Genomic DNA, 26,606 nt, shown 5'->3' with positions numbered 1-26,606 from the left:
CGGGTCGCTGCCGTTCGGGGCAGGCACGGCATGAGTCTGCTGCTCGGCACAGGTCGGCTGGGCGGGGAGGGGCGCGGTCGGCTCGGCACCCTCCTGGAAGGGACCGTAGCCCCGCGTCCGGCTGGGCGAGTCCTCGGTCACGACGCTGCAGATTACCAGCCAGTTGCGAAGGCCGATGTCCCAGAAGATCGCTCGGCCCCAGGCGTGACCAGCACGCCGGAGGCCGAGCATTCGTGAGCCGGATCAGGCTTCCTGCTGTGCCTCACGACGCCGCCGGGTGATGAGCACGAGCCCGACACCGCCGGCCGCGATCGCCGCGCCGAGGCCGGCAACGCCGATCACGTTGTCGCCGGTCCTGGCCAGGACGCCACCCGAGCCACCGCTGCCGCTCGAGTCGTTGCTGCCGCCGGCGTTGTTGTTCGTGGTTCCGCCACCGGTACCACCAGTGCCGGTAGTCGACGAGGTCGTCGGCTTGTCGCCGGGCCCGCCGTTGCCGCCGGGAGTGTCCGTGCCACCCCCGCTGCCATTGCCATTGCCGGTGTTGCCACCGCCATTACCACCCCCGGTGTTACCACCACCGTCACCGTTGCCACCGCCGGTGTTACCACCACCGCCCGTGTTCCCGCCGGTGTTGCCGCCACCGCCCGTGTTCCCGCCGGTGTTGCCGCCACCGTTGTCGTCGCCGTCACCACCAGGGGTATCGCTGCCGCCCCCGGGGGTGTCGCTGCCACCGGTGCCGTCGCCAGTGCCCGTGCCCTCGCCGGTGCCGTCGCCCGTGCCGTCGCCGGTACCGGTGCCGTCGCCAGTGCCAGTGCCCTCGCCAGTGCCGCCGCCGGTGCCGCCCTGATCGCCGCCGTCGTCGCCGGGCCCGGTCGTCGTCCCGCCGCCCGGCGTGCCGTCGTCGTCGGTGCCGGCGTCCGAAGCGTTGCCCGAATCGGTGCCCGCGGCGCTGCTGGAGCTGTTCGTGGCCTCATCGGCCAGAACGACGATGCTCCGGGCAGCGCTCTGCGGCGCCGCGGCGCTGGCCGCCTGGCTCCCGTAAAGCGCGGCGACACCGACCGCCCCGACGAGCACGCCCAGGCGCGCGACTGCGCGCAAGCCCCGGTGACGCGCAAGCTGGTTGATCCGCATGTCCCTCCCCGTTGTCAGTGCGAGGGAAAAAAACTGGACAGTGATCCCCCGCGATCCGTCGAGCAACCTAGCGGAACGATCCACTTCGTCGCCATCCACGCCCGGCTATATGCGGCATTCTCACCCACAGATTGTTACTAACGTCGATATAAGTTCACTTGAGCAGACCGCACGCTCCAGACGCCCGGCCACGTCTCCGCAGCCCGGCCCCGGTTTCCGATAGTGACGAGAACGCCTACTACGACGCGAATAAGTGAACCTCGCCCAGTTCTCGGCCCCGCCGAACGAAGCACCCAAATCACACGCGAACCGACAGCGCGCGTCCATCCGATAACAGGCCCGATCCCCGAAATTGGTCCGGGACACAAACGGCAACGCCCGCGAAAAGGACGGCCGTGGGCGTCGTCCCACGACGAGATTCCGGCGCAATCCGCTAGTCAGCAGGCGGCGCTGATGACAGCAGTAGACGATGGACTTCACCGCGCCGGCCACCGCCGTTGTCGTCTACTGCTCGGTCGACTACTGCTCGGTGGCCTCGTCGGCGAGGGCGTCGGGATCGATCTGATCGGCGAACTCGGCCGCCTCGGCGTCGCGGGCGGCCAGCGCGTCCTTCACGGCGCGGATCGCCACCCCCGCGGGGTAGCCCTTGCGGGCCAGCATGCCGACCAGCCGCCGGAAGACCGCGTCGGGCGTGCCCGTCGCGGTGCGGAGCTTGCGGTCGACCAGGGCACGCGCGGTCGCCGCCTCTTCGTCTTCGTCGAGGGTTTCCAGCGCCTCGCCGGCCACCTCGGCGGCAACCCCGCGCTGCCGCAATTCGTTGGCGAGTGCCCGCCGGGCGAGACCTCGCCCGTGATGCCGGCTGGTCACCCAGGCCCGCGCGAACGCGGCGTCGTCGATGATGCCGACCTCGTCGTAGCGGTCGAGCACTTCGGCGATCACCTCGGCCGAGATCTCCTTGCGGACCAGCACCTTGGCGAGCTCGACCCGCGTGCGCGGCCGTACCGCCAATTGCCGGAGGCAGATCTCCCGGGCCCTCTCCGATTCGGTCTGTTCCGTCGATGAGGACCCGCCCGGCGAGCTCCGGCGGCGCCCCGGGGCGTTGCCGCGCCCCGTCTCGCCACGCCGGAGCTCGCCATCGGCGGCAGGCTCATCGGTGTTTTGGCTGGCCGTCCGGGGCGGAAGGGCATCCCATCCGCGCCCGGACCGCGCTCCGCGTCGGCCGGCCATCTATCAGAAGTCGACCGGCGGCAGCTCGGGGCCACCGGCTGCGTCGCCGGTGGTCTGGCCGACGCCCAGCTTCTCGAGGATCTTCTTCTCGATCTCGGCGGCCACGTCCGGGTTTTCCTTGAGGAACTCCCGCGCCTTTTCCTTGCCCTGGCCGAGTTGGTCACCGTCGTACGTGTACCAAGCGCCGGACTTGCGGATGATGTTCTGCTCGACGCCGACGTCGATCAGCGAACCCTCGCGCGAGATGCCCTTGCCGTACATGATGTCGAACTCGGCCTGCTTGAACGGCGCCGCGACCTTGTTTTTCACGACCTTGACCCGGGTGCGGTTGCCGACCACGTCGGTGCCGTCCTTCAGGCTCTCGATGCGCCGCACGTCGAGACGCACGGACGAGTAGAACTTCAGCGCACGGCCACCGGTCGTCGTCTCGGGCGAGCCGAACATGACGCCGATCTTTTCCCGCAGCTGGTTGATGAAGATCGCCGTGGTGCCCGAGTTGTTGAGGATGCCGGTCATCTTGCGCAGCGCCTGGCTCATCAGGCGGGCCTGGAGGCCGACGTGGCTGTCGCCCATCTCGCCCTCGATCTCGGCGCGTGGCACGAGCGCGGCCACCGAGTCGATGACCAGGATGTCGAGAGCGCCCGAGCGCACCAGCATGTCGGCGATCTCGAGCGCCTGCTCCCCGGTGTCGGGCTGGGAGACCAGAAGGGCGTCGGTGTCGACGCCGAGGGCCCGCGCGTATTCCGGGTCGAGAGCGTGCTCGGCGTCGATGAACGCCGCGATGCCCCCGGCACGCTGAGCGCTGGCCACGGCGTGCAGCGCCACGGTCGTCTTACCGCTGGACTCCGGCCCGTAGATCTCGACGACGCGGCCGCGCGGCAACCCGCCGACGCCGAGGGCCACGTCAAGGGCGATGGATCCGGTCGGGATGATGGCCATCTGCATGACCGGCCGCTCACCCAGCCGCATTACCGAGCCCTTGCCGAACTGCTTGTCGATCTGCGCCAACGCCAGATCGAGTGCTTTGTCCCGGTCAGGTCCTGCCACCATGTCCGCCACCCCTGTATTCGACTTTGCAGACGTCTTCGCCGGCGAGCTCTTGTTCATCACGCGCATCAAGGTAAGCGGTGGGTATGACAAAATCCGCTGCCCTGCCCCCGGCTGTGGATGACCAAGCTCCTGTGGACAATAGCCGAACACGTGTACGACGAACGAGTGACACGCCAGAACAGGCGTACTAAAAACGCCTCAGCGCAGGCCAGATGGCACCCGATCGGGGTACGCGGCTACCACAGCTCGCCAGATAGTAGCGGTTTCGACACCCTGAGCAATCGCTTCATCGATCGTCCGGTTGCCGAGGTCCGCAAACGAATGGTCGGCCGCCATGCTTCGCGCATAGCTCGACCCGAATACCTCAGTGAGGCGTCCCCAAAAATCCGTCAACCGCACCAGACGAGCCTACTCAAGCCGCCTTACGGCGCCATTGACGCGAGGCGGGCGTCACCTCACGGCCGCGGCGGCGACCTTCAGGTCGTCGACCAGACCCCCGTACGCCGTTTCGCGATCGTCCGCCCGCAGAACCGCCGAGGGGTGGATCGTCGCAAGTGCCTGAACCTCGTCGACCGGGAAGTCTTCCGGGTGCTGGGCCGAGGCGGGCCACGGCATCAACCGGCCACGCGCCTGCGTGACCCGGAACGACGGACCGAACAGCACCTTGCCCGCGGTCGCGCCCAGGATCACCACGATCTTGGGCTTGAGCAGCCCGAACTCGGCCACCAACCAGGGCCGGCACGCGGTGATGTGAGCCGGGCCCGGCGTCTGGTGGATGCGCCGCTTGCCCCGCAACTCGAAGCGGAAGTGCTTGACCGCATTGGTGATGTAGACGTCGGTCGGGTCGATGCCCGCATCGCCGACCGCCTCGCGAAGGAGCCGCCCGGCCGGCCCGACGAACGGCAATCCCTGTTGATCCTCCACGTCGCCGGGCTGCTCACCCACGAAGACGACCGGCGCGTGCGGGGCGCCCCGGCCGAAGACGGTCTGGGTGGCGTCGGCGTAGAGCTCGCAGCCCTCACAACCGGCCGCGGCGGACTTGAGCTGGTCGATGCTGGTCGGCTCGGCGGGCACCCACTGCTGCGCGCCGACCGGCGCCTCGGTCCTCGGCATCCCATGGTTTTACCCGATGGGGTTCGGTCCACACTCATCGGGAAGGCACCCCGAGACCGGACGGATGAACGGCGGACGCCACCGCATCGGCCACCGCCGGGATCTCGGACTCGTCCAGCGAGCTGATCGTCACGCGGATGCCGGGCGGGGCGGCCACGCGGAACAGAGAGCCGGGCGCCACCGCGTACCCTCGATCGCGCAGGAGCCCGACGGCCCGAGTCTCGTCGGGGACCGGGACCCAGACGTTGATCCCGGTCTTGCCGGTGGCCGTGAGGCCACGCGCCGCGAGGGCCTCGCAGAGGGCCCGGCGGCGTTGCAGGTAGGCGCGTGAGGCTTCCGCGATGAGGGCCGTGACCTGCTCGTCTTGCCATAGATGGAGCAGAGTGCGCTGGAGCACCGTGGAGACCCAGCCGGTGCCGATGCGCATCCGCCCGACCACCCGGGCGATCGTGGTCTCGTCGCCCGCGACCAGCGCGATGCGCAGATCGGGCCCGAACGGCTTGGACGCCGACCGGACGAACGCCCACGAATCGGTGACCGGGCCCAGGCAGTGCAGCGGGACCTCGGCCAACTCAGCGGCGTGATCATCTTCGATCAGGAGCACTGACGGGTGCTCGGCGAGGATTCCTCGCACCTCGAATGCCCGTTCGGCGGTCAGAGCGCCGCCGGTCGGATTTTGCGCCCGAGCCGTGATGATCACGGCTCGGGCACCGGCTCGCAAAGCTTCGGAGAGCGTGACCGGATCGGGACCGTCGTCGTCGACGGAGAAAGGCACCGGACGCAGTCCGCACGCGGCGAGCAGATCGAGAAGATTGGCCCAGCCCGGATCCTCGACCGCGACCGCGTCACCCGGACGCAGGTGAGCGGTGAGCAGGCGCTCCATCGCGTCGAGCGTGCCCGACGTGGCCGCGATCGTGGCGCGTTCGACCGGAACCCCGTCGGTGGCCAGACGCAGCCGGGCAGCATCGGTCAGCGCGGGCATAGCGACCGCCGACGCATATCCCGGCGGGTGGTCGACGCTCTCGGCAATCGCGCGCAGTGCCGGGCCGAGCGAGGGCAGCCGATGCACGTCGGGCTCACCGTCGGAGAGATCCCGCAGGCCGGGCAGAAGAGGAAGGCGCAGCGCGGCCCGCGGTCCGGCGATCGAGGGACGGGAGCGGATGCGGGTGCCGCGCCGGCCCTCGGTCTCGACCACGCCGCGTTGCCGCAGCTCCTGATAGGCCTTGGCGACCGTGGCCGGGCTGACGTGCAGCTGGTCGGCGAGCACCCGCACGGCCGGGAGAGCGGCGCCCGCAATCCAGTCGCCCCGCAGGACCCCGGACTCGATGCTGGCGGAAATCGAGGCGGCGCTGGCGCCGCTGACCTGATAATGTGCTGACACAGCAGCCAGTCTGTACTAGCACAGAGAAGATCGCAAGCCAGGAGGCCCGATGTCCGACCTCTTTCCCGCGACCGCACGCACCACCGCGACCCGCGCGCGTCAACTGATGAGCTACGACCGGGCCACCGCGCACACCATCCTCGACGAGGCGTACGACTGTTCGGTCGGCATCGTGGTCGACGGCGAGCCTCGCGTCCTGCCGACACTGCACGTCCGCATCGGCGACACGCTTTACCTGCACGGTTCCAGCGGCGGGCGCTTCGGCCTGGCGCCCCGCGGCGACGACGGGGTCAAGGTCTGCGTGAGCGTCACGCTGCTCGACGGTTTCGTGTACGGGCGATCCCAGTTCCACCACAGTGCCAACTACCGATCCGTGGTCGTCATGGGTGTCGCGCGCCCGGTCCCCGACGACCCGACGAAGCTGGCCGTGCTCACCGCCCTCGTCGAGAAGTTCGGCGTGGGCCGGGCCGCCGACAGCCGCCCGCCATCCAAACAGGAGCTCGCCCAGACCTCGGTGCTAGCGCTACCGCTCGAGGAGGTCTCGGTGCGAAGCCGCACCGGCGGAGTCAACGATGAACCGGCCGACCTCGACCTGCCCCACTGGGCCGGCGTGCTGCCGCTGCAGCGCGTGGCCGGTCCTCCGGTCGCCGAGCCCGGCGTGCGGGTCGCGCCGCCGGCCTATCTGCCCGGCTCCCCACCATCGCCGTGGCACGAGGCAGTGTTGCTGAACGGCGAGCACGTCCGGCTGGAACCACTCTCGCCGGCCCATGTGGACGGACTCCACGAGGTTCTCTCCGACGAGGAGATCTGGCAGTTCCTTCCGACTCCGAGGCTGACCACACGCGCGGAGTGGGCCGCGCACGTCGACAGCTTGCTGAGCCGCCGTTGGCAGGGCCTGCAGGTGCCGTGGGCCCAGGTCGACCCGTCGACCGGCCGGGTCGTCGGCCTGACGACCTACCACGACATCGACCCGGTCAACCGCTCGGTCGGCATCGGCCACACGATGCTCGGCCGGCAGTGGTGGCGATCCGGGGTCAACACCGAGGCCAAGCTGATGCTGATGGCCCGCGCCTTCGACGTGCTCGGTGCCGAGAAGGTCTTCTGGTACACCGACATTCGCAACCAACGCTCACAAAACGCAATCGCCCGCCTCGGCGCGAGCCGCGACGGCCTGATCCGCGCCCAGCGCCTACGCACCGACGGCACCTGGCGCGACACGGTCGTCTTCGCCCTCACCGCCGACGAGTGGCCAGCGACCGCCAAGCACCTCCGCGCGCGGTTGGCGGCCGGCTCCGCAAAGGAGCCGGCCATGCAGTAAACAGCCGGGGAGCTACCCCGCCAAGGATGGCGGTCGGTGCCTGGGTCGCAGCGCCACGCCGGAGCCGAGCAGCACAGCGCCGAGGCCGAGCGCCGTCACGCCACGGAGCGCCGAAGCAGCGCTGGAGTTGCGCCGCGTGCCTGGAGGGCCGTTACTCGTCGGAGCCGTCGGAGTCGTCTTCGAAGACCTCCTCGACGACCTCGCCGAGGACCAGGCCGCCCAGGACGCCGCCGGCCACACCGGCCGCCATCGCGCCCATGCCGGGCCCGTGGTGCGAACGGTTCGGGCCGTGCCGACCGGATAGCCCTGGTTGGGTGGGTAGCCGTAGCCATCCGGGGAACCGCCGCCGTGGCCGGGGTAGCCGCCCGCATAGCCGCCGCCATGGCTGGGGTAGGCGCCGCCGTGGCGGGGGAAACCGTGGTCGGGGTAGCCGCCCTGGTCGGCGAAGCCGTGGGAGGTGCGCAAGCCCTGGTAGCGGCCGACTGCCTCCTGCACCCACGCGTCGACCACGGAGTGCCAGTCGGCGGTGTCGGCTTCCTCGTGGGTTACGCGGAAGCGGCCGTACGCGTCGTGGTCTTGGGTGAGGAAGCCGCCCCGCTTGTCGAACTCGAGGACGATTTCGACGCCGGCCGGGTCGGCGACGAAGGTCAGCTCGACCTCGTTGATCGCGGCGGCGAGGTGGGGCGGCGGGTAGAACTCGATTTCCTGGTAGAAGGGCAGCTGCTGGTGGACGCCGTAGATCGTGCCCTGCTCCAGGTCGGCTCGGGCGAAGCGGAAACCCAGCGCGGCGAACGCGTCCAGGATGCGCTCCTGCGCAGGGAGCGGGTGTACGAACACCTCGTCCAGGTCGCCCTTGTCGACCTCCTTGGCTACTGAGACCTCGGTGCGCACACCCATCGTCATGCCGTGCAGTCGCTGACCGTAGACGTCGGTCACCGGGGTCTCCCACGGCATCGGGAAGGCGAACGGGATGTCCCGGCGCTCGCCCGCCGTCAGCCGGAACGGGCCGGAGACCGGCACTCGGAGGAACTCGGCCAGGCCGTCGCCGTGCCCCGTCTCGACCCGGGTGACCAGGCCGAGAGCAATGTGCTCGATGGTGACGTCATGGTCGCCGCCGACGACCTGCACCTCGCCGGCCAGGGTCAGGCCGGGCCGGGTGTTCGGGTTGGCGAGCACCGTGTCAACGGATGGACCGCCCACGCCGAAGGCACGCATGATTTTCTTGAAGACCACCGGGTCATTCCTCCTTGAATCAACGGGGTGGCACGTCGAGGGAGAGCGACCCTAACAAGCCCATCTGATAACTCGCTGTAAGGTAGACGAGCGTCAAGACAGATCGGCGGTCCTACTTGCGGTCGGCATAGAAGGTGCTCAGGACCATGCTTATCTTGGCAAAGTCGCCCGACCAGTCGAGCTCACGAGCCTGCCAACTGATGGCGTACGCCTTACCGTTCGTGGCGAACCACCGGGTCTGCACGTGCAGGACGGTCTTGTCGGGCGCCGTGTACTGGTATTCCCAGTCGGCCGCCTTGTTGAGCAGCGGCCGCGGGTCCAACTGGATCAGGTGGTAGCCCGGGAACGCCCCGGCCGCCACCAACCGGGCCGCCTCTTTCCGGCACGCCTGCAACGGGTCCGAACTGGGCTTGCGCCCGACGTCGAGGGTCATCAGCCGGCCGCCGTCGGGATCGCGGAAGCAGTACGTGGTGCCGACCTTCTGATAGGTCCAACGGTCGGGCACCGGCATGTGGAAGCCGGTGCCGTCGGTGAAGTAGGACCATCCTTCGTAGAGCGCCCACCCGTTGACCCCGCGGGACGCGTTCTTCTGCGGGGTCTCCGGCGCATCCGCCGACGTCGTGCCGGTGCACGCGGCCGGACTGAACCCGCCGACCGCGGGCGCCCGCGACGACGGGACCGGGGCCGTCGACTGCGCGGCCACCGGGGGGAACACCATCGCGGCAGCGTGCTCGTCGTCCCGCTGGATCAGGTAGCCGGTCACGATTCCGGCCGCGCCCAGCACCGCGACCGCGGTCAGCACCGCCGCGACCAGGGAAAACCGCGGCCTCGGCGGGGCTTCCGGCGCGGCGTCGGCTCCGGCCGGGGCGGGCGACACCGGGCCCGATGAGGTGCGTTGCGCGGGCACCGCGCGTACAAGAGCCTGATTGACCGACCGCGCAGCGGGAGTTGCCGGCGCGCCCGACATGGCAGCGACCTCGGCATGTTCTTGATCTCGCCGTCTCGGGCGAGGCGCCGGCACCGTCAGCGCGCGCTCGCGATCGACGACCGCCGGCTCACCGTCGGCCGTCGCGAGGATCATGCGTAGGCGGCGGTCGACCTCGGGCGCGGTCAGCCGGGCCTCCGGATCGTGGCGCAGCAGACCGGTCAGCACCGGCGCCAGCAGCCCCGCCAATTCCGGCGGATCGGGCGGTTCGGTCGCGAGCGCCATCAGCGTGGCCATCGCGCTCTCGCGGGCGTAGGGCGAGCGGCCCTCGACCGCGGCGTAGAGGGTCGCCCCGAACGACCACAAATCGGACTCCACGGTGGACGCACCGTCACGGGCCCGCTCGGGCGAAACGTATTGCGGCGAGCCGACGATCAACCCCGGGCCGGTCACCGAACCGTCGTCAACGAACGTGGCGAGCCCGAAATCGGTCAGCACCACCCGGCCGCCCTCGCCGATCAGCACGTTGTGCGGCTTGATGTCGCGGTGCAGCACACCGGCCTCGTGAGCAGCCGTCAAAGCGTCGAGCACGTGCAGGCCGACGCGGGCCGCGGCCGCCGGACTGAACGCGCCGTCCTCACTGAGAACCTGATGCAGTGACCGGGAAGGAACGTATTCCATGACGATCCACGGCAGCCCGTCGGCGTGCACGACGTCGTAGATCTGCACGACGTTGGGATGGTTGAGCCGGGCCGCGCTGCGGGCCTCACGCAGAGTGCGGTCCTTGAGGCGCGCCTTCTCCTCGTCGGTCATCCACTCGGGCGGCACGAACTCCTTGACCGCGACGTCCCGGTCGAGCATCTCGTCACGCGCGAGCCACACCCGGCCCATACCGCCGGTGCCGACCGGCTCGCGGAGACGATACCGACCAGCGACGAGCATGCGCCTGACCGCCATCCCGCCCCCACCGTCGACTCGATTTCAGCATAGACAGGCCCCTGGACCAGCGAAACCACGATCACCCGGCCACTGCGTAAACCACGAGATTGTCCTTGTACGACCGCAGCCGATGGTCGAACACCCCGCCACACGTGATCAGCCTCAACTGCCGGTCCGGCGTCGGCCCATACACCTCATTGGTCGGAAAATAGGTCTTCGGGTACCAAGCCAGGCGAACCACGGTGAACCGCACGACCGACCCCCCGCGCACCACCTCGATCCGGTCACCGACCGTGAGCTCCCGCAGCCGATAAAAAATCGCCGGCCCCGACTTCGAGTCGACGTGCCCGGCGATCACAGCCGGCCCGACATCCCCGGGCGCCGTGCCACCCGAATACCATCCCGCCCGGCCGTACTGTTTCGGCGGCACGAGCGCGCCATCGGTCCCCAGGTGCAACTTCTCCAACGACGCATCGATGCCGATCGCCTTGACCCGCAGCCGGCCGGGCACTCCGGCCGGCGCCACGAGCGCCGCCCGGAACGGGTCACCCGCCGGCCTCCCGGCGACGGTAACCGGCGCCGCGACCGCGTCCGGTCCCCAACGCCCCAGGTCAGACCCACCATCTTGGTTACTCACGGCGAGATATCCGGTGCCGACAACGAACGCCGCAACCCCGGCGGCAACCGCCGGCAGGGCGGTCTGCCGCAGCCTCTTTTTCCGTACGGGATGAGCACCGTCCTCGTCCCCACGACTCTGCTCGTCCGCCGGCCGTTGTTCCACCACCGGTCCCGCCCCGGGCCCGGGCACCGCCGTCCGCAGCAGCCCTCCCGAGCCGGCCCCCACTTCGCCAACCGCCGCCTCGCCGGCCCCCGCCTCGCCGGCCCCCGGCACCTCTCGCCGATCCGGCCGTCGCAGCTCGACAAGCGCCCCCGCGGCCGGCCATCCCGCCCGGCGGCCCTGATCATCGGCTCCGAGAACGGCCGATCCGGACCGTACCCGGCCCGCGCGATCCGGACCCGCCGCATCGTCCGCCGCGAGCGGCCCGCGCTTGCTCCCGGCCGGCTCCAAACCGGACCGCGCCACCTGCCTCCCACCGACCGCGTCACCCGGCTCTGACCGCTCCACCTGAGCGCCGGCCCGGCCCACGATGCCCGGCCGCACGTCCGCGTCGGCCCGGCCACGGACACCCGGCCTCACCTCGACCTGGGCCGGACCCAACGACCCTGGCCGCACCTCCGTCTCGGCTCGCCCCGAAGCACCCGGCTGCGCCGCGACACTGGCTTGACCTCGAATACCTGCGCGCACACCGACATCGGCCACGCCCGCGACGCCCAACCGCGCACCCACGTCTGGTCGACCCGCAACGCCCGGCTGCGCGCGCACACCGGGCCGGCCCGGAACGCCCGGCTCCGCGCCCACACCTGATCGGCCCGGAACGCCTGGCTCCGCGCCGAGGCCGGCACGGACCGGAACGTCTGGCTGTGCGTCGACACCTGGTCGGCCCGGAACGCCCGGCTCCGCGCCGAGACCGGCTCGGACCGGAGCGCCCGGGTGTGCGTTGACTTCGGCTTTGCCCGGAGCGCCCGGCTGGGCGTCGGCCGGGTGTTGCGGGAGGGAGGCGCGCCCGATGTGACGTTCGGGAGGTGGGAACTCGTCGGCGAAAAAGTCGTGGGGGTGGATGGCGAACGCTCGCCGTCTCTCGGTCGGCGGGCGGCCCGGCATGCCGGGCGGCGCCAACGGGATCGGCGGCCACACCGCGGGCGGGCGGGGCAGCGACAGCGCACCCGGCACGGTCGCCACGGCACGGACCACCGGCGGCAACAGCGGTGGGGGCGCGGCTTTACCGCGTACCTCCGCAATTGCCCGCACCACTCCGTCAGCCGGCGCCGGAACGCCGGGCGTCGGGAGGCTCGGCGCCTCCTCCTCGGGAGGAGGCGCCGGATCGGTCCGGGGTTCGGCCGTCACGCCGGACCTCTTCTCAGGCCGCCCGGACGCGGCGGCGGACGACGACCACGAAGCCGGCCGTCACCACCGCGGCCAGCGACGCCAGCAGCAGCGCCGTGGTCAGGTGGGACGTCGGCTGCGTGCCGCCGGCGCCCGTGGCCACTCCGCCCATCGGGACCGTGCCCTGGCGCTCGGCGTCGATGTGCAATTGGGGTTTCAGGCCGCCGCTCTTGTCGTCGAGCACGATCAGGGAGTAGACGCTGCCCGCGCCCAGGGTGCACGGCAGCACGCTGGCCTTGCCGCCGCCGGTCGGCTCGACCTCGACGCTCCACCTGCCCGGGTTGACCTCGCGGTATCCGGTCGTGGTGGCGAACTGGACGCCGTCGGCGATGGTTTTGCCGTTCTTGCCGGCGACGTTGAGCACCGGGGCCTTCACCGAGGCCTGGATGACCCGGACCTTGGATTTGCCCGGGTCGGGGAGTTTGAGGTCGTCCTTGAGGACGCGCAGTCCGAGGTCGGCGAAGCGGCCGACGCCGGCGACCGTGTAGGCGTCGCCGTTCTCGACCCCGACCGCGACGGTGATCACGGGTTTGGTGCTCGCCGGCGCCCCGGCCTTGCGCATCGCCACCTGGTAGTTGCCGGTGGGCAGGCGGAGGTATTGCGACATCGCGCCGTAGGCGACGCCGCGGAAGGTCTGCGGTTTGACGGCGCCGGAGACGGACTTGAGGTAGACGTCGACGGCGGGCGTGTCGGGCGAGAGGTGGGCGAGGCGGACATAGCCGGCACTGGCCGCCTGGGCCGGTGCGGCGAAGAGAGTGACAGCCGCAAGCGCAGCGAGAGCCGCGAGGGCACCGCTGAGGCGCCGCCGAGATGCGTGATGGGACACGGAGCCTCCTGTTCGGGGTGGGGGCCTCTGCTTCGACTTGTTCTGACGGACGGCTCGTGCAGAAGAAACCAACCGCATCGCGGACTCGGGAGTCAAGCACTGTCCGAAACGTCGTCTTCACGTTGCGTCGGCGACAAAGTGTCGTACCTCCGAGGGAGGATGGTCGGCGTGGAAGAGGTGCTCGAACAGTTCGGCCCGGCGACCAGGGAATGGTTCCGGGCAGCGTTCGCCGCGCCCACCGCGGCCCAGGCCGGGGCGTGGCGCGCGGTCGGCGCCGGTCGCAACGCGCTGGTCGTCGCGCCCACCGGCTCCGGCAAGACCCTGGCGGCGTTCCTGTGGTCGCTCGACCGGCTCGCCCACGAGGCGATCCCGGAGGATCCCAAGCGCCGCTGCCGGGTCCTTTACGTCAGCCCGCTGAAGGCGCTCGCGGTCGACGTCGAGCGCAACCTGCGGGCGCCGCTGACCGGCATCCGACAGGCGTCGGGCCGGCTCGGCGTGCCGCCGCCCGACATCACCGTCGGCATGCGGACGGGAGACACGCCCGCCGACGAGCGGCGGGCCTTCGGGCGTACGCCGCCGGACATCCTCATCACGACGCCCGAGTCGCTCTATCTGCTGCTCACGTCGGCCGCCCGCGATTCGCTGCGCGGCGTCGAGACGGTGATCGTCGACGAGGTGCACGCGGTCGCGGCCACCAAGCGCGGCGCCCACCTGGCTCTCTCCCTGGAGCGGCTCGACGCGCTGCTCGGGCGCCCGGCCCAGCGGATCGGGCTGTCGGCCACGGTCCGGCCGATCGACGAGACGGCCCGCTTCCTCGGCGGCTCGCACGACGTCGAGATCGTCCAGCCCAAGAGCGCCAAGACCATCGAGGTCACGGTCGAGGTGCCGGTCGAGGACATGACCGCTCTCGACGAGACCCCAGAGGTCGATCCGGACGACCCGGGCGCCGGGCGTCGTTCACCGTCGATCTGGCCGGCAGTCGAGGAACGGGTGCTCGACCTCATCCAGGCCCACCGGTCGACAATCGTCTTCACCAATTCGCGGCGAGGTGCCGAGCGGCTGTGCGCCCGCATCAACGAACTGGCCGCCGAGCGGGCGGGCGAGGTCGTCCCGGTGCCCGCCCGTCCACCGGCCGAGATCATGGCTCAGGCCGGGCAGGCCGGTGGCGCGCCGCCGGTCGTCGCCCGGGCCCACCACGGCAGCGTCTCCCGCGAGGAGCGCAAGCAGATCGAAGAGGCGCTGAAGTCGGGCCGTCTCCCGGCCGTGGTCGCCACGTCCAGCCTCGAGCTGGGCATCGACATGGGCGCGGTCGACCTGGTCGTCCAGATCGAGGCGCCGCCGTCGGTCGCGGCCGGCCTGCAGCGCATCGGGCGCGCCGGTCACCAGGTCGGTGCGGTGTCTCGGGGTGTCGTCTTCCCCAAGCACCGCGGTGATCTGGTCTCCTGCGCCGTGGTCGCCGAGCGGATGGGCGAGGGCGCGATCGAGGAGCTGCGCTACCCGCGCAACCCGCTCGACGTGCTGGCCCAGCAGATCGTCGCGATGGTCGCGCTCGACGAGTGGCAGGTCGACGAGATGGCCGCCCTGATCCGCCGGGCGGCGCCGTTCGCCGAGTTGCCCGAGTCGGCACTGCACGCCGTGCTCGACATGCTTTCCGGGCGTTACCCGTCGACCGCGTTCGCCGAGTTGCGGCCGCGCCTGGTCTGGGACCGCGGCACCGATCAGCTGACCGGTCGCCCGGGCGCCCAGCGGCTGGCCGTGACCAGCGGCGGCACGATCCCCGACCGGGGCATGTTCGGTGTCTTCCTGGCCGGCGCTGAGCGGGCGTCCCGGGTCGGCGAGCTCGACGAGGAGATGGTCTACGAGTCCCGGGTGGGCGACGTCTTCCTGCTCGGTTCGACGTCGTGGCGGATCGAGGACATCACGCCCGACCGGGTGCTGGTCTCCCCCGCGCCCGGCGCGCCCGCCCGCATGCCGTTCTGGAAGGGCGACGCCCTGGGCCGCCCGATCGAGCTGGGCCGCGCGATCGGCGCCCGGTTGCGGTCGCTGACCCGGGCCGGCGACGAGAAGGGCACGGCCTCGCTGCTCGAGTCGGGGCTCGACGACTGGGCGGCCGGCAACCTCATCACCTATCTGCGGGAGCAGCGCGAGGCGACTCGCCATCTGCCCGACGACCGTACGATCGTGGTCGAGCGTTTCCGTGACGAGCTGGGTGACTGGCGCCTGACCGTGCACTGTGTGCTGGGTGCCCGGGTCAACGCGCCCTGGGCGCTGGCGATCGCCCGCCGGCTGAGCGAGCGGTACGGCGTCGACGGCCAGGTCATGCCGTCCGACGACGGCATCGTGGTGCGGCTGCCCGACACGGCCGAGGAACCCCCCGGCACCGACCTGGTGGCGTTCGACCCGGAAGAGATCGCCCAGCTGGTCGAGGAGTCGGTCGGCACCTCGGCGCTGTTCGCCTCCCGGTTCCGCGAGTGTGCAGCCCGCTCGCTGCTGCTGCCGCGCCGTGACCCCCGCCGGCGCCAGCCACTCTGGCAGCAGCGTCAGCGTTCGGCCCAGCTGCTCGACGTGGCGCGCGAGTTCGCCGATTTCCCGGTCACGCTCGAGGCGGCTCGCGAGTGCCTGCAGGACGTCTTCGACGTTCCCGGGCTGGTCGGGCTGATGCGCGAGTTGTCCGGCCGCAAGGTGCGCCTGGTCGAGGTCGAGACCCCGCGGCCGTCGCCGTTCGCCCGGTCGCTGCTGTTCGGCTACGTCGGTGCGTTCCTCTACGAGGGCGACGCCCCGCTGGCCGAGCGCCGCGCGGCCGCGCTGGCGCTCGACTCGACGCTGCTCGGCGAGCTGCTCGGCCGGGTCGACCTGCGCGAGCTGCTCGACCCGGCGGTGGTCGCCGAGACCGAGTCCCAGCTGCAGTGGCTGACCACGCTGCGGCGTCCGCGCGACGCGGAGGACGCGGCCGAGCTGCTGCGCCTGCTCGGCGACCTGTCCACGGCCGAGCTCGAGACGCGCGGGGTCGAGGAGGCGTGGGCGTCCACGTTGGAGGCGTCGCGGCGGGCGATCCGCATCCGGGTGGCGGGCGAGGAACGCTGGATCGGCATCGACGACGCCGGGCGCTACCGGGACGCGCTGGGCGTGGCGCTGCCGGTCGGACTGCCCGAGGCCTATCTCGAGCCGGTCGCCGACCCGCTCGGTGACCTGGTCGCCCGCTATGCCCGCACCCACGGGCCGTTCGCGGCGGCGACCTGCGCGGCCCGCTTCGGGCTCGGCGTCTTCGTGGTCGAGCAGGCCCTCAAGCGGCTCAGCGCCACCGGCCGGGTCGGCTCCGGCGAGTTCACCCCGGGCGGCGCCGGCACCGAGTGGTGCGACGCCGAGGTGTTGCGCATGCTGCGGCGGCGCTCGCTGGCCGCGCTGCGCCGCGAGATCGAGCCGGTCCCGCCGCGCATCCTGGCCGCCTTCCTCCCCCGGTGGCATCAGATCGGTGGCAACGCCCGCGGGATCGACGCGCTGGCCGCCTCGATCGAGCAGTTGCAGGGCTTCGCGGTGCCCGCCTCCGCCTGGGAGCGGTTGGTCCTGCCGGCCCGGGTGGCCGACTACGCGCCGCCCCAGCTCGACGAGTTGTGCGGCAGCGGTGAGGTGGTGTGGGCCGGTTCCGGGTCGATCGCGGGCAACGACGGCTGGGTGACCCTGGCCTGGGCCGACAGCGCGCCGCTGCTGCTCCCGGTGCCCGACGAGGAGCTGGCGCTGACCCCGCTGCACCAGTCGGTGCTGGCGGCGCTCGACGACGGTCAGGCGCTGTTCTTCCGCAGCCTCTCCGACCGGGTGGGTTCGACCGACGACACCGGGCTGGCGTCCGCGGTGTGGGACCTCGTGTGGGCCGGCCACCTGACGAATGACACGTTCGCCCCGCTGCGCGCCCTGCTCGGTGGCAGCGGCGCGCACCGGTCGCGGCCGGCCCCGGCCCGCGGGAGATACGGCCGCCCCGGCCGGGCGGCGATGCCGGCCCGGGGTGGACCGCCGAACATGGCCGGCCGCTGGTCGCGGCTGCCCGAGCGCGACCTCGACCCGACCCGGCGGGCGGCCGCCCTGGCCGACCTCCTGCTCGAACGCCACGGCGTGGTCACCCGCGGCGCGGTCATGGCCGAGGGCGTGACCGGCGGCTTCTCCGCGGTCTACCCGGTTCTCGGCGCTCTCGAGGAGCGCGGGGCGGCCCGGCGGGGTTACTTCGTCGAGGGTCTCGGCGCGGCCCAGTTCGCCGTGCCCGGCGCGGTCGACCGCCTGCGTGCCCTGGCCGAGCCGGCCGAGCTCGCCAAACGCACCGGCAGCGTGGCGGTCGTGCTGGCCGCCACCGACCCGGCCAACCCCTACGGCGCCGCCCTCCCCTGGCCCGAGCGCATCATCGACAGCGGCGACGGCGAACCGGTCGCCAAGGCGGGCCACCGAGCCGGTCGCAAGGCGGGTGCCCTGGTCGTGGTGGTCTCCGGCGACCTGGTCCTCTACGTCGAACGGGGTGGTCGCACCCTGCTCTCGTTCACCGACGATCCGGAGAGCCTGATCGCGGCCGGACAGGCGCTGGCCGGCGCGGTCCGCTCGGGGGCGCTGGGCGCGATGTCGGTCGAGCGCGCCGACGGCGAGTCGGTGCATGCCTCGCCGTTGCGCGAGGCGCTGACCACGGCGGGCTTCCGCGCCACCCCGAGGGGCCTGCGGCTGCGGGGCTGAGACAACGCCGGAGCTCCCGAAAGAGCTCCGGTTCGGCCCTGCGAGGCCAGCCCGAGGCCCGAGGCCGGCCGGGCGCCGGAAGTAGGTCGCGCGAGGCCCCAGGCCCGACCCTGAGGCGCTGAGGCGCTGAGGCGCTGAGGCGCTGAGGCGCTGAGGTCAGCGATCAGCGGTCAGCGGTCAGCGGTCAGGCCGACGGTGAGCTCGCGGTAGGCGGCGAGGACTGAGTGGGTGTGCTCGGCCAGGTCGGAGGCCGGCTCGAGGGTGGCGCCCGGCCCGACCAGGACGGTCGGCGGCATCGAGCGGAGTGTCTGGTCGGCGGCCTGGACGGCCTTGCGCATCTGCTGCTCGCGGATGAAGTCGAGGCCCGCCTCCTCGGCTCGGCGCAGCCCGGCCTCCCGGCGCTGGAACTCGGCGTCGACCCGGGCCCGGGCGGCCCGGGCGGCGCTGAGCTGGGAGCGGGTTTCGACGCTGGCCGTGCTCGGGTCGAACCCGGCCGGTTCCAGGACCGCGTCCAGTTCCTCGCGCCGCGACAGCACCGCCGCGATCTGCCAGAGCGCCTCGGCCAACAGCGCAGCGGCCTCGTCGGGCTCGACCAGCCGGTCCAGGAGCGGCCAGGTCTCGCTGACCCGGTCGGCCAGGCCCAGCACGTGGTCGAAGGCCGACCGCGCCTTCTCGCTGTGCAGCACGATGTTGTCCGGCCGGTTGCGCCGCCGGTCGGCCAGCCGTCGACGCAGCCGCGGGGTCAGATAGGTCGAGGCGATCAGGGCCGCGCCGCCGACCGCCACGCCGAGCTCGACCGGCGCGAAGGTCGTGGCCAGCGCACCGAGCGCCACCGGCGAGGCGAAGACCAGCGTCGTCTCGCCGGGCGCCCGCCCGGTGCGCGGCGGGATCTCGACCAGCGTGTCCCACGAGCGCGGGACCGGCCGGCTCCGCAGCAGGCCGGGCCGCCGCCGGGACACGACGATGGCACCGTCGTCCCGCATGACGTAGATCCGCGCCACCGCCGCACCCCCTATGCCTCCGGATCGGCACCGGGGCGGCCGACCTTAAAGCTGGCGGGCCACCTCGCCGGCCACGAACTCGACGTGGTCGAGGTCGCTCACGTCCATCGTCTGCAGGAAGAGGCGGGTTGCACCGGCTTCCGCGTACCTCTGGATGGTCTCCACCGCCTCGCCGGGCGTGCCGACGATGCCGCCGTTGGCCCGCATCTCGTCGGCCTCCCGGCCGATCGCCGCCGCCCGGCGGCGGACTTCGGCGTCGTCGCGGCCGACGCAGAGGACGGCGGCGGCCGAGAAGGCCGGCAAGGACGTACGGCCGAGGGCCTCGCACGCCGCGCGGACCCGATCGAAGGTCGGCGCGGCGTCGGCGATCTTGGCGAACGGCACGTTGAACTCGTCGGCGAAGCGGGCCGCCAGGGCGGGCGTACGCCGTTTCCCGTGACCGCCCACGATGACCGGCGGACGGGGCGACTGGACCGGCTTCGGCAGCGCCGGCGAGTCGCTGAGCTGGTAGTGCTTGCCGTGGAAGTCGTAGGTGTGACCGGCCGGGGTGTCCCACAGACCGGTGATGATCTCGAGCTGTTCCTCGAGCCGGTCGAAACGCTCGCCCTGGGGCGGGAACGGGATGCCGTACGCGGCGTGCTCGGCTTCGAACCAGCCGCCGCCGAGGCCGAACTCGATCCGGCCGTTGCTCATCGCGTCGGCCTGGGCGACCGCGATGGCCAGCGGCCCGGGCAGCCGGAAGGTCGCGGAGCTGACGAGCGTGCCGAGCCGGATGCGGGACGTCTGCAGGGCCAGGCCGGCCAGCGTGAGCCAGGCGTCGGTGGGTCCGGGCCGGCCGTCGCCGCCCATGCTCACGAAGTGGTCGGAGCGGAAGAACCCGTCGTATCCGCTGTTCTCGGCGGTTTGGGCGACCCGCCGCAGGTCGTCGTAGCTTGCCCCTTGCTGGGGCTCGGTGAAGATCACGAGACGCATGGATCAACCGTGCCAGAGTTCTCCGGCGCGCCTGGGCGTACCTGCCGCACACGTTGCGTGCCGGGGCAGTAACGTAGGCGACCATGGCGGGGTATGGATGGATCTCACTTACTACCGATTACGGCACCTTCGACGGTTTTGTGGCGGCGTGCCACGGGTCGATCGCGCGGATCGCGCCGGACGTACGGGTGATCGATGTCACCCACCACGTTCCGCCGGCCGACGTGTCCCGGGGCGCCGCCGTTCTGGCCCAGACCGCCCCGCACCTGCCGCCCTCGGTGCACGTCGCGGTGGTCGACCCGGGCGTCGGCACGGCTCGCCGGGGCATCGCGATCGGCACGCCGGGCGGCGTGCTGGTCGGCCCGGACAACGGCGTGCTGATGTGGGCGGCCGCGGCGCTGGGAGGCATCGACGCGGTGCACGAGCTCACCAACAAGGACTGGTTCCTGGGCGACGTCTCGCGCACCTTTCACGGGCGTGACCTGTTCACGCCGGCCGCGGCGCGGATCGCCCTCGGCGCCGACCTGGCGGACGCCGGAGCGCCGGTGGACGCGGGCACGCTGGTGCGCCTGCCCGACCCGGTGGTGACGGTCGGCGACGGCTGGATCGAAGCCGAGGTGCTGACCATCGACCGGTTCGGCAACGTGCAGCTGGCCGCGAGCGGCCCCACGCTGGCCGGGCTCGGTCCCGATCTGCTGGTCAACGGCAATGTGCGGGGCCGCCGCGGCAGCACGTTCGCCGATGTCGACCGGGGCGATCTGCTGATCTTCGAGGACTCGGCGGGTCGGGTCGCGCTGGCGATCAACAACGGTCGCGCGGTGGTGGTCCTCTCGGTGACCCCGGGGGACATGGTCCGCCTGGCGGCCAGAAACTGAAGTCCCTCCGCCGGCAACCCGGCTGACGCACGGCAAGATGGATGCATGCCCGAGGGGGACACCGTCTGGAACACGGCTCGTGTGCTCGAACGAGCCCTGGCCGGTGATGTGCTGACCGGTTCCGACTTCCGGGTGCCGCAACTCGCGACCACCCGGCTGGCGGGCTGGACCGTGGCCGGTTCCGGCAGCCGTGGCAAGCATCTGCTGCTGCGGCTGACGAAGACCGGGGAGACGCCGCGCACCCTGCACTCGCACCTGCGGATGGACGGCGCCTGGCGGGCGTACGCGCCGGGCGAGCGGTGGAGCGGCCGCCCCGCGCACCTGATCCGGGTCGTCGTCCGCACCGCGCGCTCGGTCGCGGTCGGCTACCACCTGCACGAGGTGGCGCTGATCCCGACCGCCGACGAGGAGCGGTTGGTCGGGCACCTCGGGCCCGATCTGCTCGGCCCCGACTGGGATCCGGCCGAGGCGGTGCGCCGCATCTCCGCCAGACCCGACGTGACCGTCGCCGAGGCCCTGCTCGACCAGCGCAACTTGGCCGGCATCGGCAACCTCTACAAGGCCGAGACGCTCTTTCTGCGCGGGGTCTGGCCGTGGACGCCGGTGGCCAAGGTCGGCGACCTGACCGGCATGGTCGAGCTGGCGCAGAAGCTCGTCGCCTCCAACCGGGGCCGTTGGACCCAGACCACGACCGGCTCGCTGCGCCGGGGCACGACCAGCTATGTGTACGGCCGGCGCGCCCAGCCTTGCCGCCGCTGCGGCACCGCGATCGAGAAGGCCGACACCGACGAGCGGATCACCTATTGGTGCCCGCGGTGCCAGCCCCGGACGGACTAGAAGGCGGGCCGCTTGAGCTCGGACAGCCCCTCGGCCAGCCCGCGCAGCCGGTCGGTGGCGTCGATCAGGCTGGAGAAGGCCGGATGCTTCATGTCGGCCACCGGATGGCCGTCCTCGGCGACGTAGCTCGCGGCCGCCGCGACCAGCCGCTCGTAGGCCTCGACACCCTCGACGAACTGTTCGGCGAGGCTCGCGTGCGACTGTTCGAGAGTGGGTCGCTGGTCGGGCGGGCTGAGCGGGATCGCCTTTTCGACGCTGGCCACCCGCTGGCCGAGGTCACGCAGCCAGTGCTCGGCCGTCGCCGCCTCGAGCAGCGCCTCTTCGCCCGGCCCGTGCAGCCGGCCGGCCAGACCGACCAATGTCGACGACGCGCGGTCGAGACGATCCCACGCCTGCGTGATCGCCGAGCCGCGCAACGCGTAGCGGTTGCGCTGCCGCCGCACCTCGTGCAGGAACGTGCGTCCGGCCGGGAACCGCTCGATCGCCGCGGTGAGGCGCTGCCCGGCGAGAGCCGGGTCCGGCGCGGGCGGCGGCGGAAGGGCGGCCAGCGCCCGGTGGTCGCTCCAGCGCCACCAGGCCAGCGCGACCGAGGCACCGGCGGTGCCGGCCCAGATCGCGTCGGGCAGGCCGATGCCCGCGTACGGCGTGAGGACGGCGGCGGCCGCGGTCAGACCGCCCCCGAGGACGCTCCAGCGACGTGCCGAGTTGCGGAGCCGCTTGAGGCGCCTGAAGTGTCTGGTGCGCTCGTCCACCGCCATCCCCCTTTGATCAGTTTCAGCCGGCGGCGGTGGTGTCGCCCCGCTTCTGGTTCATGCTGGCGCGGATCTCGTCGAGCCGGGCCACGCTCGCCGGGTCGGACGCCGGGGTGCCCTGCTCGACCGCGGGCGTCGCCGACGGGCCACCGAGCTGCTCGCCCGCCATGCTGGCCCGGATCTGCTCGAGCCGCGAGGAACCGGCCATGTCGAGGCTCGACTTCTGCACCTCGAGCATGCGGCCTTCGACCGAGTTGGACGCGAGCTCGGCCCGGCCCATCGCGCTCGCGTAGCGCTGCTCGATCTTGTCGCGCACCTCGTCGAGCGACGGGGTGTTGCCCGGCGCGGCCAGCGACGACATCGACTCGAGCGACTTGGCGACCGTCTCCTGCATCTTGGCCTGCTCCAGCTGGCTCAGCAGACGGGAACGCTCGGCGATGCGCTGCTGGAGCACCATCGCGTTGTTTTCCACCGCCTTGCGGGCCTGGCCGGCCGCACCGAGTGCCTGGTCGTGCAGGGTCTTGAGGTCTTCCATCGACTGCTCGCCGGAGACCAGCTGGGTGGCGAGGGTTGTCGCGGTCGACTCGTATTTCTGGGCCTCGGCCTCGTCGCCCTGGGCGCGGGCGCGATCGGCCAGCACGAGTGCCTGCCGGGCCATGCCCTGCAGCTTTTCGACCTCGGACATCTGGCGGGACAGCTTCATCTCCAGCTGCCGCTGGTTGCCGATGACGGCCGCCGCCTGCTGCACGAGCGCCTGGTGTTGCCGCTGCGCATCCTCGATGGCTTGCTGGATCTGCACCTTTGGGTCGGCGTATTCGTCGATCTTGGCGCCGAACAGCGCCATCATGTAGCGCCAGCCCTTGACGAACGGATTCGCCATATCGCGGTATCCCCTCAATGTCGCTCAGTCGGAACCGCCACCGACGCAGATCGACGAGCTGAGGCGATGGCCGGGCTTACGAACCACCCGTGGAGCCCATCGTGTCAGCTCGACGCCACTGCCGTCACGTGACCTCGGGGTGATCTCAGGGTCTCCCCTGGGCTCTTTCCCCAGGCTTCGAGGCTACGCGCAGTCGCGGCTCGGTGCGATCCCCGAGGCATCCAGAACCCGTCCAAGACCAACAAAGCAGCCGGGCCGCCCTGAGGACAGCCCGGCCGGATGGTCTCGGGGGTTACTAGGCCGCGTAGACGACGTCGCGCCGCGGCTTGCGAGTGGTCCGCAGAGTCGCCTTGAGCGGCGAGTCCTGGCGGACCGAGACGGACACCTTGCCGTCGGTCGTCACGTTCTTGACGGGGCTCGGCTTTTCCTCGACCGGAACCAGCACGCCGTCCATGTCCTCGGCCAGGGAAAGCGTGTCGCTCACCTCGCCCAGCAACTCGGAAAGGCGTGCGCCCAGAGCCTCGCAGATAGCCGCGAGCAACTCGCTGGACGCCTCTTTCTGGCCGCGCTCGATCTCGGACAGGTACCCCAGGCTGACATTCGCGGCGGTGGACACCTCGCGCAGCGTGCGGTGCTGCCCCTGCCGGCGCGCCCGAAGTGCGTCGCCGATAACCCGGCGTAGCAGGACCATGGCACCTCCTCCTGCGGCGGGGCCACCGGCAACCGCCGGAGGCTTCCCGCAACCGTACCCGTTGCGGGCGACGCCGACATCCCGCCCCGCCGAATTCCGGGAGTACCCCTCGGATGCCGGTACCTCGACAACCACGGTGATCACTGGAACATTCCCTGGTCACGCCCGTGCCGGTGCGACCGCTATGCGCTCAGCGAACAAGCGCAGGACGCGAGTCACACTTTCGGTGCGGACGGTTGCCCGATCGCCGGTGAGCGCGAGCCGGAGGACCTCACCGCCCGAGGGCCCGTCGACCGCCACGTAAACCGTGCCGGGCGGGATGCCGTTCTGCGGGTCGGGGCCGGCGACACCGGTGGTGGCCAGGCCCCAGTCGGCGCCGCACCGCCGCCGGGCCCCGGCGGCGAGCGCCCGGGCCACATCGGGATCGACCGGGCCGCGTTCGGCCAGCAGATCTTCCGGTACGCCGGCCAGCGCGTGCTTGAGGTCGGTCGCGTAGACCACCAGCCCGCCCCGGAAGACCGCACTGGCTCCGGGAACCTCGACCACGGTGGCAGCGACCAGCCCGCCGGTCAGCGACTCGGCCGTGGCAAACGTCTCGCCCCGCGCGGCGACGAGACGGACGACGTCGCTAGCGAGCACCACGAGCCTCCCGTCGCAGACGCAACGCCTGCACCACGTAGTCGCCGCCGGTCACCACGGTCACCAGCAGCGCGGCACCCATCAGCCACGGGCCGACCAGGTCGGCCGGGTGCGGCACCGGCCACAGGTACCACGCGATGGCGGCGATCTGCAGGACGGTCTTGAGCTTGCCGCCGCGGCTGGCCGGGATGATGCCGTAACGGATCACCCAGAACCGGAGCGCGGTCACCCCCCACTCCCGGACCAGGATCACGATCACCACCCACCACCACACCCGGTCGTACGCCGCGAGCAGCACCAGAGCGGTGCCGGTGAGGGCCTTGTCGGCGATCGGGTCGGCGACCTTGCCGAACGAGGTGACCATCGACCAGCGGCGGGCGATCCAGCCGTCGAGGAAGTCGGTACCCGAGGCGACGCAGAAGACGAGACAGGACACGATGCGCGGGCCGGTGCCCTGCAGCGACGTGGCGATCACCAGAGCCAGGAAGACCGGGACCAGCACGATGCGGACCGCGGTGAGGACGTTCGCCGGGTTGTACGGCGACACCACCCGGGTCGTCGTGACCGGAACCGGTTCTTCGGTCACCGCGAGGACACCGGTGCCGCGGAGATCATCTCGACCGGCACCGCCACCAGGTCGACGCCCTCGGTGGCGGTGACCCGCGCGCGTACGAGATCGCCCGGCCGCAGAGCGGCCAGATCGACAGCGGCCTCGCCGGAAACCAAGGTCGTCGAGCCGTCGACCTCGGGGGCCTGGTGCTCGGCCCGGCCCTCGATCTCGTCGTCGTCGACGATGTCGACCAGCACCTCGACCAGCGAACCCAACCGGTCTTCGGCCCGCTGGGCGCACAGCTCCTCGGCCAGCGAGGTGATCCGGTCGTACCGCCGCTTGACGGTGTCTTCGTCGATCTTGCCGCTGAGGCCGGCGGCCTCGGTGCCGTCCTCGTCGCTGTAGTCGAAGACGCCGATCGCGTCGAGGCGGGCGTCGGTCAGGAAGCGGGCCAGTTCGTCGACGTCGGCCTCGGTCTCGCCCGGGAAGCCGACGATGAAGTTGCTGCGGGCACCCGCCTCGGGTGCCAGCTTGCGGGCCGACTCCAGGAGCTCCAGGAACCGCTCGGTCGAGCCGAAACGCCGCATGCGGCGCAGCACCGGCTCGCTCGAGTGCTGGAAGGACAGGTCGTAGTAGGCGGCGACGCCGGGCGTCGCGGCAATCACCTCGACCAGGCCGGGCCGCGTCTCGGCCGGCTGGAGGTAGCTCGCCCGGACACGGACGATGCCGTCGACCGCGGCGAGTTGCGGCAGGAGCTTCTCGAGCGCTCGCGGGTCGCCCAGGTCTTTGCCGTACGACGTGCTGTTCTCGCTCACCAGCACGAGTTCGCGCACACCGGTCCGGGCCAGCCACTCGGCCTCGGCCAGCAGCTCCTGCGGGTCGCGCGAGACGAAGGCCCCGCGGAAGGCCGGGATCGCGCAGAACGCGCACCGGCGGTCGCAGCCGCTGGCCAGCTTGAGGCTGGCGACCGGGCCCGAGTCGAGGCGGCGGCGCAGCACCTGGCGCAGGTGGGCCGGGGTGTGCTCGTCGACCGTGGCGTGACCCGGAACCACGACCTTGGCCGCCTGGCGCTGGACGGGCGTGATCGGCAGCAGCTCGCGGCGGTCACGCGGGGTGTGGGCGACGTGCTCCTCACCGGCGAGGACGCCGTCGAGGCGGGACGCGATGTCGGTGTAGTCGTCGAAGCCGAGCACCGCGGACGCCTCGGGCAGGCTGTCGGCCAGCTCCTTGCCGTACCGCTCGGCCATGCAGCCGGCCGCCACCACCTTGGCTCCGGTGTCGGCCGCGGCCAGCAGCGTGTCGATCGAGTCCTGTTTTGCCTTGTCGACGAAGCCGCAGGTGTTGACCAGCACCACGTCGGCGCCGTCGGCGTCGGTGCTGACCTGCCAGCCGCCGGCATCGAGGCGTGCGGCCAGCTCCTCGGAATCGACCTCGTTGCGGGCGCAGCCGAGGGTGAGAAGGGCGACACGGCGGGGGGCAGGGGTAACCGACACCCGGCCAAGGTTACCGGTCCCGCCACGCACGGCCGTCCCCCGCTCGGACGCCATCGAA

At 71.7% G+C, this 26,606-nt stretch carries 24 protein-coding genes; 6 read left to right on the top strand and 18 right to left on the bottom strand.

Annotated features, from left to right (window positions below; genetic code table 11):
* Positions 1-243: 243 nt before the first annotated feature.
* The 6 genes from ACIA5C_RS15615 to ACIA5C_RS15590 all read right to left on the bottom strand — a co-directional run bounded on the left by ACIA5C_RS15615 (position 244) and on the right by ACIA5C_RS15590 (position 5,902).
* Positions 244-1,131, bottom strand: a complete 888-nt coding sequence (locus ACIA5C_RS15615; RefSeq protein ID WP_396054917.1) for a hypothetical protein — start codon at positions 1,129-1,131, stop codon at positions 244-246.
* A 519-nt stretch (positions 1,132-1,650) separates the two neighbouring features.
* Positions 1,651-2,358, bottom strand: coding sequence for a regulatory protein RecX (locus ACIA5C_RS15610; RefSeq protein ID WP_396054915.1), 708 nt, complete (start codon positions 2,356-2,358; stop codon positions 1,651-1,653).
* 3 nt (positions 2,359-2,361) lie between these two features.
* Positions 2,362-3,408, bottom strand: a complete 1,047-nt coding sequence (gene recA, locus ACIA5C_RS15605; RefSeq protein ID WP_396054913.1) for a recombinase RecA — start codon at positions 3,406-3,408, stop codon at positions 2,362-2,364.
* Between the two features lie 198 nt (positions 3,409-3,606).
* Positions 3,607-3,807, bottom strand: coding sequence for a DUF3046 domain-containing protein (locus tag ACIA5C_RS15600; protein ID WP_396054911.1), 201 nt, complete (start codon positions 3,805-3,807; stop codon positions 3,607-3,609).
* A 51-nt stretch (positions 3,808-3,858) separates the two neighbouring features.
* Entirely contained in the window at positions 3,859-4,521 is a 663-nt protein-coding gene (locus tag ACIA5C_RS15595; protein ID WP_396054909.1) for a UdgX family uracil-DNA binding protein, read from the bottom strand.
* 34 nt (positions 4,522-4,555) lie between these two features.
* Positions 4,556-5,902: an aminotransferase class I/II-fold pyridoxal phosphate-dependent enzyme gene (locus ACIA5C_RS15590; protein WP_396054907.1), complete on the bottom strand. Its 1,347-nt coding sequence runs from the start codon at positions 5,900-5,902 to the stop codon at positions 4,556-4,558.
* 49 nt (positions 5,903-5,951) lie between these two features.
* On the opposite strand from ACIA5C_RS15590, the gene ACIA5C_RS15585 reads away from it, so the two are divergent.
* Entirely contained in the window at positions 5,952-7,220 is a 1,269-nt protein-coding gene (locus ACIA5C_RS15585) for a bifunctional pyridoxamine 5'-phosphate oxidase family protein/GNAT family N-acetyltransferase (protein WP_396054905.1), read from the top strand.
* A 12-nt stretch (positions 7,221-7,232) separates the two neighbouring features.
* Here the strand turns inward: ACIA5C_RS15585 and ACIA5C_RS15580 are convergent, their stop codons facing one another.
* From ACIA5C_RS15580 to ACIA5C_RS15570, 3 genes are all read right to left on the bottom strand, one after another.
* Positions 7,233-8,453 (bottom strand): sporulation protein, encoded by a 1,221-nt coding sequence (locus tag ACIA5C_RS15580; protein WP_396054903.1) that lies wholly within the window; start codon positions 8,451-8,453, stop codon positions 7,233-7,235.
* A 112-nt stretch (positions 8,454-8,565) separates the two neighbouring features.
* Positions 8,566-10,335 (bottom strand): serine/threonine-protein kinase, encoded by a 1,770-nt coding sequence (locus ACIA5C_RS15575; protein ID WP_396054901.1) that lies wholly within the window; start codon positions 10,333-10,335, stop codon positions 8,566-8,568.
* A gap of 61 nt (positions 10,336-10,396) precedes the next feature.
* Positions 10,397-10,828 carry a class F sortase gene (locus tag ACIA5C_RS15570; protein WP_396054899.1) on the bottom strand — a complete coding sequence of 144 codons (432 nt, stop codon included), beginning with the start codon at positions 10,826-10,828 and terminating at the stop codon, positions 10,397-10,399.
* A gap of 114 nt (positions 10,829-10,942) precedes the next feature.
* Between ACIA5C_RS15570 and ACIA5C_RS15565 the strand changes: the two genes are divergently transcribed.
* Positions 10,943-11,434 (top strand): hypothetical protein, encoded by a 492-nt coding sequence (locus tag ACIA5C_RS15565; RefSeq protein WP_396054897.1) that lies wholly within the window; start codon positions 10,943-10,945, stop codon positions 11,432-11,434.
* Positions 11,435-11,599: 165 nt separating this feature from the next.
* Positions 11,600-11,743 (top strand): hypothetical protein, encoded by a 144-nt coding sequence (locus ACIA5C_RS15560; RefSeq protein ID WP_396054895.1) that lies wholly within the window; start codon positions 11,600-11,602, stop codon positions 11,741-11,743.
* Positions 11,744-12,296: 553 nt separating this feature from the next.
* On the opposite strand, the gene ACIA5C_RS15555 is transcribed toward ACIA5C_RS15560, so the two are convergent.
* On the bottom strand, positions 12,297-13,148 hold the full coding sequence (locus tag ACIA5C_RS15555) for a DUF4397 domain-containing protein (RefSeq protein WP_396054893.1): 852 nt from the start codon (positions 13,146-13,148) through the stop codon (positions 12,297-12,299).
* Positions 13,149-13,307: 159 nt separating this feature from the next.
* On the opposite strand from ACIA5C_RS15555, the gene ACIA5C_RS15550 reads away from it, so the two are divergent.
* A complete protein-coding gene (locus ACIA5C_RS15550) occupies positions 13,308-17,858 on the top strand; it encodes an ATP-dependent helicase (protein ID WP_396054891.1) in 4,551 nt (1,516 codons plus the stop codon).
* A gap of 170 nt (positions 17,859-18,028) precedes the next feature.
* Here ACIA5C_RS15550 and ACIA5C_RS15545 read toward each other — a convergent pair whose 3' ends face one another.
* Entirely contained in the window at positions 18,029-18,859 is an 831-nt protein-coding gene (locus tag ACIA5C_RS15545; protein ID WP_396054889.1) for a hypothetical protein, read from the bottom strand.
* A gap of 45 nt (positions 18,860-18,904) precedes the next feature.
* Entirely contained in the window at positions 18,905-19,831 is a 927-nt protein-coding gene (locus ACIA5C_RS15540; RefSeq protein ID WP_396054887.1) for an LLM class F420-dependent oxidoreductase, read from the bottom strand.
* 83 nt (positions 19,832-19,914) lie between these two features.
* Between ACIA5C_RS15540 and ACIA5C_RS15535 the strand changes: the two genes are divergently transcribed.
* The gene (locus ACIA5C_RS15535) at positions 19,915-20,706 is read left to right on the top strand and encodes an S-adenosyl-l-methionine hydroxide adenosyltransferase family protein (protein ID WP_396054885.1); all 792 of its coding nucleotides are present in this window, start codon (positions 19,915-19,917) and stop codon (positions 20,704-20,706) included.
* A 45-nt stretch (positions 20,707-20,751) separates the two neighbouring features.
* Entirely contained in the window at positions 20,752-21,543 is a 792-nt protein-coding gene (locus ACIA5C_RS15530; protein WP_396054883.1) for a DNA-formamidopyrimidine glycosylase family protein, read from the top strand.
* Here ACIA5C_RS15530 and ACIA5C_RS15525 read toward each other — a convergent pair.
* The 6 genes from ACIA5C_RS15525 to rimO all read right to left on the bottom strand — a co-directional run bounded on the left by ACIA5C_RS15525 (position 21,540) and on the right by rimO (position 26,602).
* A complete protein-coding gene (locus ACIA5C_RS15525; RefSeq protein ID WP_396054881.1) occupies positions 21,540-22,301 on the bottom strand; it encodes a hypothetical protein in 762 nt (253 codons plus the stop codon). The two genes, ACIA5C_RS15530 and ACIA5C_RS15525, sit on opposite strands and share 4 nt — an antisense overlap.
* 16 nt (positions 22,302-22,317) lie before the next feature.
* A complete protein-coding gene (locus ACIA5C_RS15520) occupies positions 22,318-23,175 on the bottom strand; it encodes a PspA/IM30 family protein (RefSeq protein ID WP_396054879.1) in 858 nt (285 codons plus the stop codon).
* A 295-nt stretch (positions 23,176-23,470) separates the two neighbouring features.
* A complete protein-coding gene (locus tag ACIA5C_RS15515) occupies positions 23,471-23,866 on the bottom strand; it encodes a helix-turn-helix domain-containing protein (RefSeq protein ID WP_396054877.1) in 396 nt (131 codons plus the stop codon).
* A 159-nt stretch (positions 23,867-24,025) separates the two neighbouring features.
* Positions 24,026-24,505: a CinA family protein gene (locus ACIA5C_RS15510; protein WP_396054875.1), complete on the bottom strand. Its 480-nt coding sequence runs from the start codon at positions 24,503-24,505 to the stop codon at positions 24,026-24,028.
* Positions 24,495-25,091 carry a CDP-diacylglycerol--glycerol-3-phosphate 3-phosphatidyltransferase gene (pgsA, locus tag ACIA5C_RS15505; protein WP_396054873.1) on the bottom strand — a complete coding sequence of 199 codons (597 nt, stop codon included), beginning with the start codon at positions 25,089-25,091 and terminating at the stop codon, positions 24,495-24,497. Before pgsA ends, ACIA5C_RS15510 begins: the two co-directional genes overlap by 11 nt.
* Complete coding sequence (gene rimO / locus ACIA5C_RS15500; protein ID WP_396054871.1) at positions 25,088-26,602, bottom strand: 30S ribosomal protein S12 methylthiotransferase RimO; 1,515 nt, start codon at positions 26,600-26,602, stop codon at positions 25,088-25,090. Before rimO ends, pgsA begins: the two co-directional genes overlap by 4 nt.
* Positions 26,603-26,606 lie beyond the last annotated feature (4 nt).

Source organism: Actinoplanes sp. NPDC051343 (assembly GCF_044455125.1).
In the GTDB taxonomy this organism is placed as follows: domain Bacteria; phylum Actinomycetota; class Actinomycetes; order Mycobacteriales; family Micromonosporaceae; genus Actinoplanes.
The sequence above is the reverse complement of the archived record's forward strand: the minus strand, read 5'-3'. Positions and strand labels throughout refer to the sequence as shown.